Consider the following 16,380-nt stretch of genomic DNA (forward strand, 5'->3'; position numbering starts at 1 on the left):
CCTATCTGGGGCGGTGGACATGGGCCGATTGTACAAGGCCAAAAGCCAACAGCAACACCAGCATCGCCGACCCGCCATAGCTGACCAGCGGCAAGGGAACCCCGACAACGGGCGCCAGCCCCATCACCATCGACATGTTCACCGCGAAGAACAAAAAGAAGTTCAGTGCGATGCCAAGGGTCAGCAGCGACGAGAAACGGTCCTTGTTGATCAGCGCTGCCGCGACGCAGAAGACGATGATCAGCGCATAGAGACCCAGCAGGGAGAACCCGCCGACAAAGCCGAACTCCTCGGCCAGGGTGGTAAAGATGAAGTCGGTGTGTTTCTCGGGCAGGAAGTTCAGGCGCGACTGGGTGCCTTGCATGAACCCGCGCCCCGTCCAGCCGCCGGAGCCGAGCGCGATCTTGGATTGCGTGATGTGATACCCCGCGCCCAATGGGTCGGTGCTGGGATCGATAAATGTGTCAATGCGCCGGAACTGGTAATCCTTGATCAGCTGCCACGGCGTGCCGCGGGACTGGAACACCGCCGTCACCAGTCCGACGGCTCCGGTGATGACCACGGCGAAATAGCCCCAGTGCACTCCGGCCAGAAACATCAGCCCGCCGCCCGCTGCCATCAGCAGGATCGCGGTGCCCAGGTCGGGCTGTTTCAGCACCAGTGCCGTGGGGATCAGGATCAGCAGCACCGGCAGCAGCACCCAAAGCGGGCGCGAGGTTTTCTTGGGCGGGAGCCAGTCGTAATAGGCCGCCAGCATCATCACCAGCGTGATCTTCATCAGCTCGGAGGGTTGCAGGCGAAACGATCCGATCTCGATCCAGCGCTGCGCGCCCATACCGACAGCGCCGAAAAGCTCTACCCCGATCAGCAGGATTACGGTCCCGAAATAGGCCACGCCTGCAAGGTTTCGCCAAAGCCAGATCGGCACCATCCCCGCGGCGATCATCAGCGCGATGCCAAGGGCAAAGCGTTTCATCTGCGGTTCGGCCCAGGGGGTAAAGCTGCCACCGGCCACGGAGTAGAGCATCAGGAACCCCACCCCCGAAACAGCGGCCAGCAGGATGGTCAGCGGCCAGTTCAGGTGCAGGATCTTGGCAAATCCCGTGGGGACATGTTTGACCGTATATTCAAGGTAGCTCATGCTTGGTCTTTCCCGCTGAAGTCCGCTTGGGGCTGGATCGCGCGCAGGGCTTTTTGCTGCTCGGCGATGCGGCCGCGGTCGGCGGTGGGGTAGGCCTCTAGGGGCGGTTCGCCGCCATATATCGCTTGCAGTATGACATCGCGGGCGATGGGGGCTGCTGCGGTCGATCCGCCGCCGCCGTGTTCCACCAGCACCGATACTGCATAGCGTGGCTTGTCATAGGGGGCGAAGGCGACAAACAGCGCGTGGTCGCGGCGTTCCCAGGGCAGGTCCTCGTTGCGGCTGACCCCGCGCGCGCGTTCGGCCGCGGTGATGTTGCGCACCTGGCTGGTGCCGCTTTTGCCCGCCATGCGCACACCCTCGGCGATGACGCGCGACCGGTAGCCGGTGCCGCGTCGGTCGTTTACCACCGAATACATGCCCTTGCGCACCTGCCGCATGTTGTTTTCGTTCATGCCTAAAGGCTCGCCCGCGCCGCTGGGTTGTTCGACACCGTCAATGGATTTGATCAGCCGCGGGACCACCGCGCGGTTGGTGGCGATCCGCGCGGTCATCACCGCCAGTTGCAGCGGCGAACTGAGGGTGAAGCCTTGCCCGATAGAGGCATTGACCGTGTCGCCGATCACCCATGAATCGCCTTTGGTCGCTTGCTTCCACTCTTTCGTGGGGGCCAGACCGGCGGCGACCGAGGACAGCGGCAGGTCGTGTTTCCAGCCCAGACCAAAGCGGTTCGCCATGGCCGAGATCTTCTCGATCCCGACTTTCATCGCCAGATCATAGTAATAGACGTCGCAGGATTGCTTGAGCGAGTTCTCGAGGTCGATCCAGCCGTGACCTGCGCGCTTCCAGCAGTGGAAACGGCGACCGCCGACCTCTAGGTGGCCGGGGCAATAGACGGTTTCTTCGGGACCGACGATACCCTCTTCGAGGGCGGCCATGGCCACGACCATCTTGTAGGTGGATCCGGGCGGGTAGGTGCCCTGCACGGTCTTGTTGACCAGCGGGCGGTATTCCGATTGCAGCAGCGGGTTATAATCGGCCGAGGATATCCCCCCGATGAACAGGTTCGGGTCGTAGCTGGGCGAAGACGCATTGGCGACCAGATCGCCGTTCTCGCAATCCATGATCACGACGGCAGCACTTTCGCTTCCCAGCCGGGCCTGCACAAAGTTCTGTAGCTTGGAATCGATGGTGAGCTGCAGATCCGCCCCCGATTGCCCTTCGCGGCGGGCTAGTTCGCGCATCACACGGCCGGTGGCGTTGACCTCGACCTGTTTGGTGCCGGCAGAGCCGCGCAACAGGGATTCCTGTCGGGCCTCTACGTTGATCTTGCCGATCTGGAACCGAGGGATGCGCAGCACGGCATCGGGGTTTTCCAGCGCATCCAGATCGGCTTGGCTCACGCGGCCTACACGGCCGACGATATGCGCAAAGTCCGACCCACGGGGATAGACACGGGTCAGGCCGACCTCGGGGCTGACACCGGGCAGGGCGGGGGCGTTGACCGACACGCGGCTTACCTCGTCCCATGTGACATCATCGGCGACGGTCACCGGCAGGAACGGGGCGGAGCGTTTGATTTCGGCCATCGCGCGGTCGCGCATTTCGGGATCAAGGTCGATGACCTTACCCAGCCGGTCCATCACCGCATCCACATCATCGGCATCCTCGCGTACGATCACGATCCGGTACGACGGCACGTTCTGCGCCAACCGCACGCCGTTGCGGTCAAAGATTTCGCCTCGTGCAGGCGGGATCAACCGGATGTTGATCCGGTTCTCTTCGGCGAGCAGGCGGAACTGGTCAGCCTGATCGACCTGCAAGTAATTCATCCGCGCGGCCAGACCGCCCATGAACAGCAGTTGCGCGCTGCCCAGCAAAACAGCGCGGCGGCTGAGCTTGGAGTGGCTGGCTTCGCTATCGGCCCTGCTGCGTCTCATCTTGGTCTCCTCATGAGCGGTTGCCCATACTGTCCAGATCGCCGGGGGCGGATTTGCGCACGCCCATCAGCGCATGGGTCACAAACACCACAGCCGGATAGGTCAGGATCGTGACGGCCAGTTCAAACAGGCTCAGCGACCATTGTGGCGGTGGGACCAGCAGCAACGATAGCACGATCCGGTTCAGCATCAAAATAGCGATCAGCCATACCGAGACCGCCAGCCATTCCGCGCCAAAGGTGCTGTCGCGCAGGGTGCGACCACGGGTTTTCATATTCTCGCATGCCAGCAACGCCAGCAGCGCCCAGAGGCCGGGCGGGCGTTGCAGCAACAGGTCCGTCAGCAGGAAGGCGACGGCGAGCAGCAGGGCGGGGACATAGTCGGGCCGCCGCACAGACCACGCCAGCGCAAAGGCGATCAGCAGGTCGGGGGCGATCCAGATGCGGTCGCTGCCTTGGTCCAGCAGGGCCCGAAGGCGCGCCTCTGCTGGGTCGATGGTGGCCAGTGGGGGCGACAGCTCGGGCGCGAAGAGCGCGATCGGCTGGGTATCAAGCGGCAGCAGATGGAAGAACAGCAGCACCACCGTCAGCGCCAGAAACGCCGCGCGCATCAGCCACAATCGCAGGGGTGACAGTTCGTCCATCATTCGGTCGCAGGATCAAAGGGCAGGGGCGCGATCATGCCGGTGGCGTCATCCCGCACCACGGCCGCATCCTCGTTCACTTTTTCGGAGCCATGGTGGCGCAGCACGCGCAGGAATTCGAGCCGCTCGAAATCCGCCGCAAGACGCACGCGCAGCCGCCCGCCGGGGTCGGCGGCGACCTGACCGATCAGGATACCCGCAGGAAACACGCCGCCATCGCCAGAGCTGCTGACCCGATCACCGGGACGCACGAGGTCGGGGTTCTCGAGAAAGTCAATCGGTGGCGCGGCGGAGTTGTCGCCCGCAATAATCGCCCGCTGTCCCGACGGCTGGATCACCGCCGGTATGCGGCTAGAGGTATCGGTCACCAGAATGACGCGCGCGGTGTTTTCGCCCACGCCGGAGATACGCCCTACCAGCCCGATGCCGTCCACGGTGGCCCAGCCATCGACAATGCCGTCACGGGCCCCGACGTTCAGCAGCACAGATTGGCGGAAGGGCGAACCGGAGTCCGCCTGCACCACACCGGTGATATGGGTCAAACGCGGATCAAGCCGCACCTTGTTCAGGTCCAGCAAACGGGCGTTTTCCTGTTCAAGCTGTAGCGCCGCTTCTTTCCAGGTCTGCATCTTGCGCAGCTCGGACCGCAGTTCCTGGTTCTGCACAGTCAGACGTTGATAGCTTTGGAAATCGCGGAACAGGTTCACCGTGCCGGTAACAGGGGTCATCGCCCAATCCAGATTGGGGACGATCCGGTCGGTGATCTGCGCGCGAAACCGTTCAACACGGGGGCTATCGATCCGCCACAGCAGAAAGATGCCCGCCAGCACCAGCACGATGACGGCCAGCAGCAAGCGGCGCAGCGGGCGCCCAAAATCGTTCGAAGAGGATCGGTCGATGGCCATGCGTTATACGTTTCCCACCGCGAGGGCAGCGCCGTCCTGCCGCATCACGGGCTGTTATAGCTGCGCTGATTAGCTGTCGTAGTCGATGGCGTGGCGCAGCTGCTTTTCATACTCCAGCGCTTTGCCGGTGCCCAAGGCCACGCAGTTCAACGGTTCATCCGCCACGGAAATGGCCAGCCCGGTCTGTTCGCGCAGCGCCAGATCCAGATCGCCCAGCAAGGCACCGCCACCGGTCAGCATGACGCCACGGTCCACGATGTCAGCCGCCAGATCGGGCGGGGTGGTCTCCAGCGCGGTCATCACCGCTTCGCAGATCTGCTGCACAGGCTCGGCCAGCGCTTCGGCGATCTGCGCCTGGGTCACTTCGATCTCTTTGGGGACACCGTTCAGCAGGTCGCGCCCACGGATCTGCATCGAGGTGCCGCGCCCGTCGTCGGGCATCCGTGCGGTCCCGATAGAGGTTTTCACCCGCTCGGCCGTTGTTTCACCGATCAGCAGATTCTGCTGGCGACGCAGGTAGCTGATGATCGCCTCGTCCATACGGTCGCCGCCCACACGGACAGAGCGTGCATAGACAATATCGCCCAAGGACAGCACCGCGACTTCGGTTGTACCACCCCCTATATCGACAACCATGTTCCCGGTCGGATCGGTGATCGGCATGCCCGCCCCGATGGCCGCGGCAATCGGTTCGGCAATCAGGCCGGCGCGGCGTGCGCCCGCAGACAGCACCGACTGACGGATCGCGCGTTTTTCAACAGGCGTCGCCCCATGCGGCACGCAGACGATGATCTTGGGCTTCGAGAAGGTGGACCGTTTGTGCACCTTGCGGATGAAATGCTTGATCATCTCTTCGGCGGTGTCAAAGTCGGCAATCACGCCCTCGCGCATGGGGCGGATCGCTTCGATGCTGCCGGGGGTCCGGCCCAGCATCAACTTTGCGTCTTCGCCCACGGCCAGCACCTTTTTGACGCCATCCTTGACGTGATAGGCGACAACCGAAGGTTCCGACAGGACGATGCCCTTGCCTTTGACATAAACCAAGGTGTTCGCGGTCCCGAGGTCGATGGCCATATCGGACGAGAACAAACCACGGAATTGATCAAAAACGGACATGGGCAGCAGGACCTTGCAAAAATTCATTTTGGCCCGTCGACTCTGACAAGTCACGGGCTAAACGGCTTATAGGCCGATGAGGTCAAAGACGAAAGGGGGGTTGACCTTTGTGGTGGCATGATGCCGCCACCGCGCTATGGTTTGCGGCAAGCCGGACAATAGGGGGAGAGAGAAATGCAGAAGATTCAAGTTATTGGTGTGCATCACATCACGCTGATGGGCGCGGACCGTCAGACCAGTATCGACTTCTGGGAGGGTCTGCTGGGCATGCCGTTCATCTTCGACCAGCCAAATCTGGACGATCCCGACGAAGGGCACCTGTATTTCGATCCCGGCGACGGCCGGTTGATCACCATCTTTACCAATGAAAACCGCAAACCCGTCTACAGTCGCACGCCGACGGATGCGGGCTGCGTGCATCACCTCGCGTTCGAGGTCGACCGCGCCATGTTTGATCAAGTGCTTGACCGGCTCAAGGAGCGGGGGATCGGCAACTCGGGCGTGAAGGATCGCGGGTTCATGCATTCGATCTACTTCAAGGACCCGCTGGGGTTCCTGATCGAACTGGCCTGCTACACCTTTATCCCGCCGCGCGGATCGTCCCACGCGGAGGTGATGCTAGAGGCGCATAAGCTGCGCGTCGCCCGCGGAGATCACCATATCGAACGCCAGCATCTGGCCGATGCCACAGTGATGATCGTCGAACGCTCGCAACGATCGCTGTCAGAGGATCGCAGCGCCAAGGATCCCTATCGCTAAGGGGCGTCGGGTACCGGTTCAGGCGGGTCAAAAATACCACAAGTAAACGGATCGTAACGGCGGTTTCGCTTGGGAGTTGCGGGCTGATTCCGCTGCGCCTAAGAGCCAAGGTACGAGCAACCGTAAATTGTGCGAAGGAACCAGCATGATCCGTAATATTTTTGTCGCCTCGCTTCTGAGCGTGACCGCAACCGCAGCTGCTGCCGAACTGACCTATGGCACGGCTTTCGCGAAATTCCACGACTTCGACGTTGACGGCGCAGGCACGATCGACGTGAAATCCTTTGGCGGCGGCATCGAATACCGCTACGACAACTTCATCTTCTCGGGTGAGCTGTCGAACATCTCTATCGAGGGTGTCGATATCGATCTGGGTACAGTGGGCGTCGAATACGCTCTGGCCAACGGCTTTAACATCGGCCTCGACTATTCGCGTTTTGACATCGAAGGTTTCGACGCGGATGTCACCAGCCTGTTCGGGTCGTATCAGTCCGGCGCGCATACCTTTGGTGCCGCGATCGGTGATTCCTCCGATCTGAATGACATGACCTTCAGCATCTTCGCCGCTTGGGATGTTACCCCCACCGGCACCGTCGGTCTGGACCTCGTTCACATCGAAAACGAGACGCTTTACGCCGCTTATGCCGATTATGATGTCGCGCAATACAATGTGCAGGCCGACCTGCTGAAACTGGATGATCTGAGCGTTGTCGCTGTCGCAGGCGGCTATGAATTCGCCAACGGCTTCTCTGCTATCGGCTCTGTCGGGTTCCTGGATCTGGGCCCCGAAGACGTGCGGTCGATCACCATCGGCGGTCAGTATGAATTCACCCCCGGTGCGAACGTAGAGCTGGCCTTGGGCCGTCTGGACTTTGACAGTGGCGAGGACGTGGACCAGCTGACTTTCGGCGTGAACTATGAACTGGGTCGCCGTACCTCCAAGCGTCGTTCGCTGGGCAACATCTTTTCAAGCGCGACCGGTACTTTTGCGGGTCTGACAGATTTTTAATCTGCGCTGACAGAACACCAGATACAGAAAAGGCCCCCGACTTCGGGGGCCTTTTTGCGTTCGTGGGGGAAGAGCGGGTGGGTTAGCCCACCACGTCTTTATAGCTGATCTCGCGCTTGTCGGTGCCGCCCTTCTCGCGGCGCACCAACAGACGGTTGAGCGCGTGGATATAGGCGCGGACCGATGCAACCACGGTGTCTGTATCCGCGGACTGACCGGTCACGATGCGCCCGTCTTCCTCGAGCCGGACAGAAACGGTGGCCTGCGCGTCGGTGCCTTCGGTCACGGCGTGCACCTGATACAATTGCAAGCGGGCCGTATGTTCGACCAGCGCCTTGATGCAGTTGAACGAGGCGTCCACAGGCCCGTCACCGGTTTGCGAGGTTGAGGTTTCCGTACCATCCACAGACAGCGACATCTCGGCCTTCTGCGGGCCTTCGGTGCCGCAGACAACGGTCATGCTATTCAGCACAATGCGGTCGCTTTCAGGATCGGTGGCGGTGCGCATCAAGGCGATGAGATCGTCGTCGTAGATCTCTTTCTTGCGGTCGGCCAGTTCCTTGAAACGGACAAACACGTCCTTGAGCTGGTTATCCCCCAGTTCATAGCCGAGGTTCTCCAGCTTCGAGCGCAACGCCGCACGGCCAGAGTGTTTGCCCATCACGATGTTGGTCTCGGTCAGGCCCACGTCTTCGGGGCGCATGATCTCGAATGTTTCGGCGTTCTTGAGCATGCCGTCCTGATGGATGCCGCTTTCATGCGCAAAGGCGTTCTTGCCGACGATGGCCTTGTTGAACTGCACGGCAAAGCCCGAAACAGCGGCAACACGGCGCGAGATATTCATGATCTTGGTGCTGTCGATCTTGGTCTGGAACGGCATGATGTCATTGCGCACTTTCAGCGCCATCACGACCTCTTCCAACGCGGTGTTGCCCGCGCGTTCGCCCAAGCCGTTGATCGTACATTCGATCTGGCGCGCGCCCGCTTCGACGGCGGCAAGGCTGTTGGCCGTCGCCATGCCAAGGTCGTTGTGACAATGAGTGGCAAAGACGATCTCGTCCGCGCCGGGGACATTTTCCAAGAGCTTGCGGATCAGATCGGCGCTTTCGCGCGGCGCGGTATAGCCGACGGTATCGGGGATGTTGATCGTGGTCGCCCCCGCCTTGATCGCGATTTCGACGACACGGTAGAGGTAATCAAGCTCGGTCCGCGTGGCGTCCATCGGCGACCATTGCACATTGTCGCACAGGTTGCGCGCGTGGGTCACCGTTTCGTGGATGCGCTCGGCCATTTCGTCCATCGTGAGGTTCGGAATGGCGCGGTGCAGCGGCGAGGTGCCGATAAATGTGTGGATGCGGGGCTGGGCCGCGTGTTTGACCGCCTCGTAGCAACGATCGATGTCGCCGAACTGGGCGCGGGCCAGCCCGCAGATGACCGAGTTCTTCGACAGCTTCGCGATTTCGCTGACGGCGGCAAAATCCCCTTCGGAGGCGATGGGGAAGCCGGCTTCGATCACGTCGACGCCCATCTCGTCCAGCAGGCCCGCGATCTCTATCTTTTCGGCGTGGGTCATGGTGGCACCGGGGGATTGTTCGCCGTCGCGCAATGTCGTGTCGAAAATCAAGACGCGGTCTTGTTGTGTGGTATCTGTCATCGTTTGGGTTCTTTCATTCTGCTGTATAAATCCGTGGCGCGCGGCACATCCCTCTGAGCGGGCGCGCCGGATGGCACGCTCAGAGGCGGATTAGCAGCAGTAGGTTGGCACGCAGGAAAGTCGCGCAGCGGCGCGGCAGGATCGCAATATGATCGGCGTGTGTCATGGCGACAAGTTATACCCGTGCATTCGCAAATGGGAAGGGGTTTTCTGCGCCCTTTTTTCCGCGCTTGAAGGTGGGCTGTTTTCCGCTACCTCCCCTTGCATGAAACAGGTTTTGATCATCGGGGCGTCGGGCGGTGTCGGTGCCGCCTTGGCCGCCGCTTACGAGGCGCGCGGCGATACGGTCACGCGGCTGTCACGGTCGGTCGATGGGTTCGACATCACGGACGAACGCAGTGTGGACCAGCACTTGGCCGCGCTGGACGGGCCGTTTGATGTGGTGCTGGTGGCCACAGGCGCGCTTGAGATTGACGGTGCCGCACCGGAAAAGACGATCAAGTCCATCAGCCAGAAGGCGATGTTGGACCAATTCGCGTTGAACGCCGTGGGCCCTGCACTGGTGTTGCGCCACGCGGGCGACCTGCTGCGGCGGGACGGGCCTTGTGTCTTTGCCGTATTCTCTGCGCGGGTCGGGTCGATCGGCGACAACCGCATCGGCGGCTGGATCAGCTACCGCAGCGCCAAGGCGGCGGTGAACCAGATCGTGCACACCGCCGCGATCGAACTGACGCGCAGTCACAAGAGCAGCATCTGCGTCGCCCTGCACCCCGGCACGGTCAAGACCGCCTTTACCGCGAAATACCTTGCCCGCCATCCCGCTGTCGCACCGTCGGAGGCGGCGGAAAATCTGCTGGCTGTGATCGACGGGCTGACACCTGCGGACACAGGGCAGTTCTTTGACTGGGCCGGAAAGCCGGTGCCATGGTAGGGCGTTTGGTGCTGGTTCTGGGCGACCAGCTGACAGAAACGCTCAGCGCCTTGGCGCAGGCGGATAAGGCGCGCGATACCGTCGTGATGGCCGAGGTCGCGGACGAGGCGGCCTATGTCCGGCATCACCCCAAGAAGATCGCCCTGATCTTTGCCGCGATGCGCAAGTTTGCCCATGCGTTGGAACAGGACGGCTGGACGGTCGCCTATACGCAACTGGACGATACGGATAACGCGGGCTCTATCGTGGGGGAATTGCTGCGCCGTGCCGCGCAGACAGGGGCAAGCGAGGTGCTGGCGACAGAGCCGGGGGAGTGGCGCTTGATCGACAAGCTGAAATACGCGCCGTTGAAGGTGCATCTGCTGCCCGACGACCGCTTTCTTGCCACTCATGCCGAATTCGAGGCATGGGCCGAAGGCCGCAAAGCGCTGCGGATGGAGTATTTCTACCGCGAGATGCGCCGCAAGACCGGCCTGCTGATGGCGGGGGACCAACCCGCTGGCGGCAAGTGGAACTTCGACCACGACAACCGCAAAGCCGCGCCCGAGGATGTCACCGTAGATGGCCCTCTGCGGTTCGACCCCGATGCCACCACCCGCGAGGTGCTGGAGCTGGTTCAAGCGCGTTTCGGCGATAACTTCGGCGCGCTAGAGCCTTTCTGGTTCGCCACCACCCGCGCCGAGGCGCTGCAAGCGCTGGACCATTTCATCGCGAACGCCCTGCCACGTTTTGGCGACTATCAAGACGCGATGCTGAACGAGAATGAATTCCTGTATCACGCGATCCTGTCGCCCTACCTCAACATCGGGTTGCTGAACGTGACCGAGATTTGCGAGGCCGCTGCCGACGCCTATGCCTCAGGTCACGCCCCGATCAACGCCGCCGAAGGGTTCATCCGGCAGATCATCGGCTGGCGCGAGTATGTGCGGGGCATCTATTTCCTTGAGGGGCCAGACTATACCGCCCGCAATATTCTGGGGCACGACCGCGACCTGCCGTGGTTCTACTGGGGTGGCGAAACGCAGATGAACTGTGTGGCCAAGGCCGTAGGACAGACCAGAACCCAAGCCTATGCGCATCATATCCAGCGGCTGATGGTGACAGGCAACTTTGCCCTGCTGGCGGGGATTGATCCGGCGCAGGTGCATGAATGGTATCTGGCGGTCTATGCCGACGCCTTTGAATGGGTAGAGGCCCCCAATACCATCGGCATGAGCCAATTCGCCGACGGCGGCGTCATCGCGTCCAAGCCCTATGTCTCGTCCGGGGCCTATATCAACCGCATGTCGGATCACTGCAAAAGCTGCCACTATTCAGTCAGCGCAAAGACGGGTGACACCGCCTGCCCGTTCAACCTGCTTTACTGGCACTTTCTGGACCGCCATCGCGACCGGTTCTCGAACAATCCGCGCATGGGCAATATGTACCGCACGTGGGACCGGATGGACGCCGACAAACGCAAGACAGTTCTGGCCGAAGGCGATGCCTTGCTCGCCCGTCTGGACGCGGGCGAAGTGATCTAGCCGTCGTTGCTTTCGGCCGCATCCGTACTGTCGGCGGGTGCCTCTGACGGAGTGTCGGCCTCTGTCGGTGCCTCATCCGTGGCGTCAGGCGTGGGCACCGCACCAGCATCCTCGGCAGGGGCTGTGCCCGTTTCTTGCAGCGCGCCGTTGACCCACTGGCCCGAGACTTCTTCGCCCGATTTATAGCGCATGGTGCCCTGACCCTGACGTTTGCCGCCCTCGAACGCGCCTTCGTAGATATCGCCGTTGGGGTAGGTGGCGGTGCCGGTGCCCTCGATCTCTCCGCCGGACCACTGGCCGTCATAGGTGAACCCATCGGGCATGGTGATCTTGCCCGTGCCGTCGCGTAGCCCGTCGACAAAGCCGCCGGTGTAGACGGTGCCATCGGGATAGGTCGCGGTGCCCATGCCGTTGCGTTGGCCGTCTTTCCAGCTGCCGTCATACTTATAGCCGTCGGCATAGGTCATCACACCCTGACCGTCGTTGCGCGCGTTCTTGAACCCGCCCTCGTAGACGATGCCGTTGGGGTAGGTCGCGCGGCCTTCGCCTTCGATCACGCCCGCGACCCATGACCCTTCGTAGGTTGATCCGTCGGGATAGGTGATCTTGCCCTCCCCATCGGCCAGATCATCGCGGAAACTGCCCTCGTAGACAGAGCCGTCGGGGTAGGTCACCTTGCCTGTGCCTTCGATCTGCCCGGCAACCCATGATCCGGTGTAGACATAGCCATCTGTGCCGGTGAACGTGCCCTGACCCTCGCGGCGGTCGTCCTCGAAGCCGCCCTCGTAGGTGTCGCCATTGGCATAGGTCACCTTGCCCGTGCCCTGGCGCTGACCGGCGACCAGATCGCCTTCGTAGACATCGCCATTGGGTTGGGTCAGCGTGCCGGTGCCGTCGATCTGCCCATTTTTCCACTGGCCGGTATAGGTCAGCCCGTCGGGCATGGTCAGCGTGCCCGTGCCATTGCGTTCGCCATCGGCGATGTCACCGTCATAGAGCGCGCCATCGGGATAGGTGATCTTGCCCACGCCCTGCTTGACGCCATCGACCCAGTCGCCCTGATATTCATACCCGCCGGGGGATTGCATGACGCCCTTGCCGTGGTGGTTGGCATTGCGGAACGACCCTTCGTAGCGCACCCCGTTGGCATAAAGCGCGATGCCCTGACCGGTGATCGCACCGGCCTCCCATTCGCCCTCATAGGTGCCGCCATCGGCAAAGGTGATCTTGCCGAAACCGTCCGGTTTGCCCTTTTCAAAGTTGCCCTCGTAGACAGACCCGTTGGGGAAACGCGCGACACCTTTGCCCTTGATCTCTCCGTCCACCCAGGCACCTTCGTATTCATAGCCGTTGGGCAGCGTATAGGTGCCGGTCCCGTGCTGTACGCCGTCCTTGAACGTCCCCTCATAGACGCCGCCATCGTCGTATTGCTTGCTTTGAACCTCTCCGTCCTGCGCAAGCGCGGGGAAGGGCAGCAGCCCAAGGCAAAGGATCAGCGGGGTCAGGGTCAATTTCGTCATACAGCAACTTTCAAAAGAGAGTGCGGCCAAGAGCGGCGGGCGAGTTTGTTAACGCTTAGCCTATTCAATGGCCTGCAAGGGGGCAATCGTCTTTTGCCCGGCGGTGCGCCTTGGCCTTTCACTTGGCGCGTGATCTGCTACATCACTTGCGTAGATTATCGAAGGACCGCCCTATGACATCGCGTTTTCGCATCACGCTTGGCCAGTTGAACCCCACCGTCGGGGATCTGGCCGGAAACGCAGACCTCGCGCGGGAGGCCTGGGCGCAGGGCAAAGAGGCGGGTGCCGATCTGGTAGCTTTGCCCGAGATGTTTCTGGCCGGGTATAACGCGCAAGATCTGGTGATGAAGCAGGCGTTCCAGCTGGATGTGATGACCCATCTCGAAGCGCTGGCGGCTGATTGTGCCGACGGGCCCGCGCTGGCCATCGGTGCGCCCTGGGTCGAAGGGGCCAAGCTCTATAATGCCTATCTGATCCTCAGAAACGGCAAGATCGCCAGCCGTGTCTTCAAGCACAACCTGCCGAACGAGACCGTGTTCGACGAGGTGCGCATCTTCGACAGCGCGCCTTTGGGTGGGCCGTACGCCGTTGGCGATACCCGCATCGGCAGCCCGATCTGCGAAGACGCATGGCACCCCGATGTGGCCGAAACGCTGGCCGAAACCGGGGCGGAGTTCCTGCTGGTGCCCAACGGATCGCCCTATTATCGCGGCAAATTCGAGACGCGGTTGAACCATATGGTCGCCCGCGTGGTCGAAACTGAACTGCCGCTGATCTACCTCAATATGGTGGGCGGTCAGGATGATCAGGTCTTTGACGGGGCGAGCTTTGCGCTGAACCCCGGCGGCAAGCTGGCGTTCCAGATGCCCGCCTTTGACGCGCAGATCGCGCATGTCGATCTTGAACAGACCCCCGAAGGCTGGCGCGTGGTCGAGGGCGAGAAGGCGCATATGCCGTCGGACCTTGAGCAGGATTACCGCGTCATGGTGCAGGGCTTGCGCGACTACATGGGCAAGACCGGGTTCAAGAAAGTGTTGCTGGGTCTGTCGGGCGGGATCGATTCGGCGATTGTGGCGACGATCGCGGTTGATGCGCTTGGCGCTGATAATGTGCGCTGTGTGATGCTGCCGTCTGAATATACCTCCCAAGCCTCGCTGGATGATGCTGAAGCCGTCGCCAAGGCGCTTGGCTGCCGCTACGATTATGTGCCGATTGCGCAAGGCCGTGCCGCGATCACCGACACGCTGGCCCCGCTGTTCGAGGGCACTAAGCCTGACCTGACCGAGGAGAACATCCAGTCGCGCCTGCGCGGTTTGCTGTTGATGGCGGTCAGCAACAAGTTCGGCGAGATGCTTTTGACCACGGGCAACAAGTCAGAGGTGGCGGTGGGCTATGCCACGATCTATGGCGACATGGCGGGGGGCTATAACCCCATCAAGGATATGTATAAAACCCGCGTCTTCGACAGCTGCCGCTGGCGCAACGAGAACCACCGCGACTGGATGAAGGGCCCAGAGGGAGAGGTGATCGCGCCGCGCATCATCGACAAGCCGCCCTCGGCCGAGCTGCGCGAGGACCAGAAAGACAGCGACAGCCTGCCCGACTATCCCGATCTGGACGCGATGCTGACGATCCTTGTGGATGATGACGGGTCCATCGCCGATTGCGTGGCGGCGGGCTTTGACCGCGAGGTTGCCAAAAAGGTCGAACACCTGCTCTATATCAGTGAATACAAACGGTTCCAGTCCGCCCCCGGCCCGCGTTTGACCAAGGGCGCGTTCTGGTTGGACCGCCGCTATCCCATCGTGAACCGCTGGCGCGACCCCAGTTGACCGCGCGGGCGACGCTGCACGTTATCTAGACAATGGTGCCGCGCTGTGACAAGCCAGCGGCCAATCAGGAGAACCCAATGACCATCACCCGCTTCGCCCCGTCCCCGACCGGCTATATCCACGTAGGCAACCTGCGCACGGCGCTGATGAACTATCTGATCGCCCGCAAGAACGGCGGAGAGTTCATCCTGCGGATCGACGACACCGACCCGGTGCGCAGCAAGGAAGAATACGTCGACGGTCTGAAAGAAGACCTGACATGGCTCGGCCTGCATTGGGACCGCGTTGAGCGTCAGTCCGAACGGTTGGACAAATACCACGCCGCCGCGGACGAGCTGCGCAAGATCGGGCGTTTCTATGAAGCCTGGGAAACCCCGACCGAGCTGGACCTCAAGCGCAAGAAACAGCTGAACATGGGCAAGCCGCCGGTCTATGACCGCGCCGCGTTGAACCTGTCGGATGCCGAAAAAGCCAAGCTGCGCGACGAACGCGGCCCCGGTGTGTGGCGTTTCAAGCTGGATCAGGAACGGATCGAGTGGAAAGACGGTATCCTGGGCGATATCTCGATCGATGCGGCGTCGGTGTCCGACCCTGTGTTGATCCGCGGCGACGGGCAGATCTTGTATACACTAGCGTCTGTGGTCGATGATACCGAGATGGGCGTGACCAATGTCGTGCGCGGGTCCGACCATGTGACCAACACGGCGACACAAATCCAGATCATGCAAGCGCTTGGCGGCACCGTGCCGACCTTTGCGCACCATTCGCTGCTCACCGGTCCGCAGGGCGAGGCGCTGTCGAAACGTCTGGGCGTGCTGGCGCTGCGCGACCTGCGTGAGCGCGGTGTGCATCCTTTTGCGCTGCTGTCGACAATGGCGCGCCTGGGCTCTTCGGACCCGATTGAACTGCGCACCGATATGGAGAGCCTGATCGACGGTTTCGACATTGAACGATTTGGCTCTGCGCCGACCAAATTCGACGTCGAGGACCTGTTCCCCATGACCGGCCGCTATCTGCAGACCCTCCCGCTTGAGGCCGTCGCAAGCGACATCGCCGCCCTCGGTGTGCCCGAGGACAAGGCCGCGCTGTTCTGGCAGGTCACCCGCGAAAACATCACCACGCTGCACGATCTGAAAGGCTGGTGGCAGATGTTCAGCGAAGGCGCAGAGCCTGTGATCGCAGACGAGGATAAAGAGTTCGTCGCCGAAGCCTTGGCGCTTCTGCCCGAGGGCGAGTTCGACGAAAGCACCTGGGGCACATGGACGGCCGCCGTGAAAGAGCAGACCGGCCGCAAGGGCAAGGGGCTGTTCATGCCGCTGCGTCTGGCGCTGACTGGCAAACCCCACGGCCCCGACATGGCGGCGGTGTTGCCGTTGCTGCAAGTCGTGAAGGCACGCGGGTGAAACG

The 16,380-nt window shown here is 61.8% G+C and carries 13 protein-coding genes; 6 read left to right on the forward strand and 7 right to left on the reverse strand.

Features of this window, described 5'->3' with window-relative positions; all coding sequences use genetic code 11:
- Position 1: 1 nt before the first annotated feature.
- From rodA to C1J04_RS03505, 5 genes are all read right to left on the reverse strand, one after another.
- Positions 2–1,141 (reverse strand): rod shape-determining protein RodA, encoded by a 1,140-nt coding sequence (gene rodA / locus C1J04_RS03485; protein WP_005851324.1) that lies wholly within the window; start codon positions 1,139–1,141, stop codon positions 2–4.
- Positions 1,138–3,081 (reverse strand): penicillin-binding protein 2, encoded by a 1,944-nt coding sequence (mrdA, locus tag C1J04_RS03490; protein WP_005851326.1) that lies wholly within the window; start codon positions 3,079–3,081, stop codon positions 1,138–1,140. The genes rodA and mrdA overlap by 4 nt, the downstream gene beginning before the upstream one ends.
- Positions 3,082–3,091: 10 nt before the next feature.
- Complete coding sequence (locus C1J04_RS03495) at positions 3,092–3,727, reverse strand: hypothetical protein (RefSeq protein ID WP_005851327.1); 636 nt, start codon at positions 3,725–3,727, stop codon at positions 3,092–3,094.
- Positions 3,724–4,629: a rod shape-determining protein MreC gene (gene mreC / locus C1J04_RS03500; RefSeq protein ID WP_009825979.1), complete on the reverse strand. Its 906-nt coding sequence runs from the start codon at positions 4,627–4,629 to the stop codon at positions 3,724–3,726. Before mreC ends, C1J04_RS03495 begins: the two co-directional genes overlap by 4 nt.
- Positions 4,630–4,698: 69 nt before the next feature.
- Positions 4,699–5,745 carry a rod shape-determining protein gene (locus C1J04_RS03505; RefSeq protein ID WP_037944896.1) on the reverse strand — a complete coding sequence of 349 codons (1,047 nt, stop codon included), beginning with the start codon at positions 5,743–5,745 and terminating at the stop codon, positions 4,699–4,701.
- A 174-nt stretch (positions 5,746–5,919) separates the two neighbouring features.
- Between C1J04_RS03505 and C1J04_RS03510 the strand changes: the two genes are divergently transcribed.
- Positions 5,920–6,504 (forward strand): VOC family protein, encoded by a 585-nt coding sequence (locus C1J04_RS03510; protein ID WP_009825980.1) that lies wholly within the window; start codon positions 5,920–5,922, stop codon positions 6,502–6,504.
- A gap of 145 nt (positions 6,505–6,649) precedes the next feature.
- Positions 6,650–7,513 carry a porin gene (locus tag C1J04_RS03515; protein ID WP_009825981.1) on the forward strand — a complete coding sequence of 288 codons (864 nt, stop codon included), beginning with the start codon at positions 6,650–6,652 and terminating at the stop codon, positions 7,511–7,513.
- An 82-nt stretch (positions 7,514–7,595) separates the two neighbouring features.
- Here C1J04_RS03515 and C1J04_RS03520 read toward each other — a convergent pair whose 3' ends face one another.
- On the reverse strand, positions 7,596–9,167 hold the full coding sequence (locus C1J04_RS03520; protein WP_114865246.1) for a 2-isopropylmalate synthase: 1,572 nt from the start codon (positions 9,165–9,167) through the stop codon (positions 7,596–7,598).
- A gap of 265 nt (positions 9,168–9,432) precedes the next feature.
- On the opposite strand from C1J04_RS03520, the gene C1J04_RS03525 reads away from it, so the two are divergent.
- The gene (locus tag C1J04_RS03525; protein ID WP_114865399.1) at positions 9,433–10,098 is read left to right on the forward strand and encodes an SDR family NAD(P)-dependent oxidoreductase; all 666 of its coding nucleotides are present in this window, start codon (positions 9,433–9,435) and stop codon (positions 10,096–10,098) included.
- Positions 10,092–11,621 (forward strand): cryptochrome/photolyase family protein, encoded by a 1,530-nt coding sequence (locus C1J04_RS03530; RefSeq protein ID WP_009825984.1) that lies wholly within the window; start codon positions 10,092–10,094, stop codon positions 11,619–11,621. Before C1J04_RS03525 ends, C1J04_RS03530 begins: the two co-directional genes overlap by 7 nt.
- Here the strand turns inward: C1J04_RS03530 and C1J04_RS03535 are convergent.
- On the reverse strand, positions 11,618–13,141 hold the full coding sequence (locus C1J04_RS03535) for an MORN repeat-containing protein (protein ID WP_009825985.1): 1,524 nt from the start codon (positions 13,139–13,141) through the stop codon (positions 11,618–11,620). The genes C1J04_RS03530 and C1J04_RS03535 overlap by 4 nt on opposite strands.
- 173 nt (positions 13,142–13,314) lie before the next feature.
- Between C1J04_RS03535 and C1J04_RS03540 the strand changes: the two genes are divergently transcribed.
- Positions 13,315–14,973 carry an NAD+ synthase gene (locus C1J04_RS03540; protein ID WP_009825986.1) on the forward strand — a complete coding sequence of 553 codons (1,659 nt, stop codon included), beginning with the start codon at positions 13,315–13,317 and terminating at the stop codon, positions 14,971–14,973.
- A gap of 77 nt (positions 14,974–15,050) precedes the next feature.
- Complete coding sequence (gene gltX / locus C1J04_RS03545) at positions 15,051–16,376, forward strand: glutamate--tRNA ligase (protein ID WP_037954110.1); 1,326 nt, start codon at positions 15,051–15,053, stop codon at positions 16,374–16,376.
- Positions 16,377–16,380 lie beyond the last annotated feature (4 nt).

The sequence above is a fragment of the Sulfitobacter sp. SK025 genome (assembly GCF_003352105.1).
Taxonomy (GTDB): Bacteria; Pseudomonadota; Alphaproteobacteria; order Rhodobacterales; family Rhodobacteraceae; genus Sulfitobacter; species Sulfitobacter pontiacus.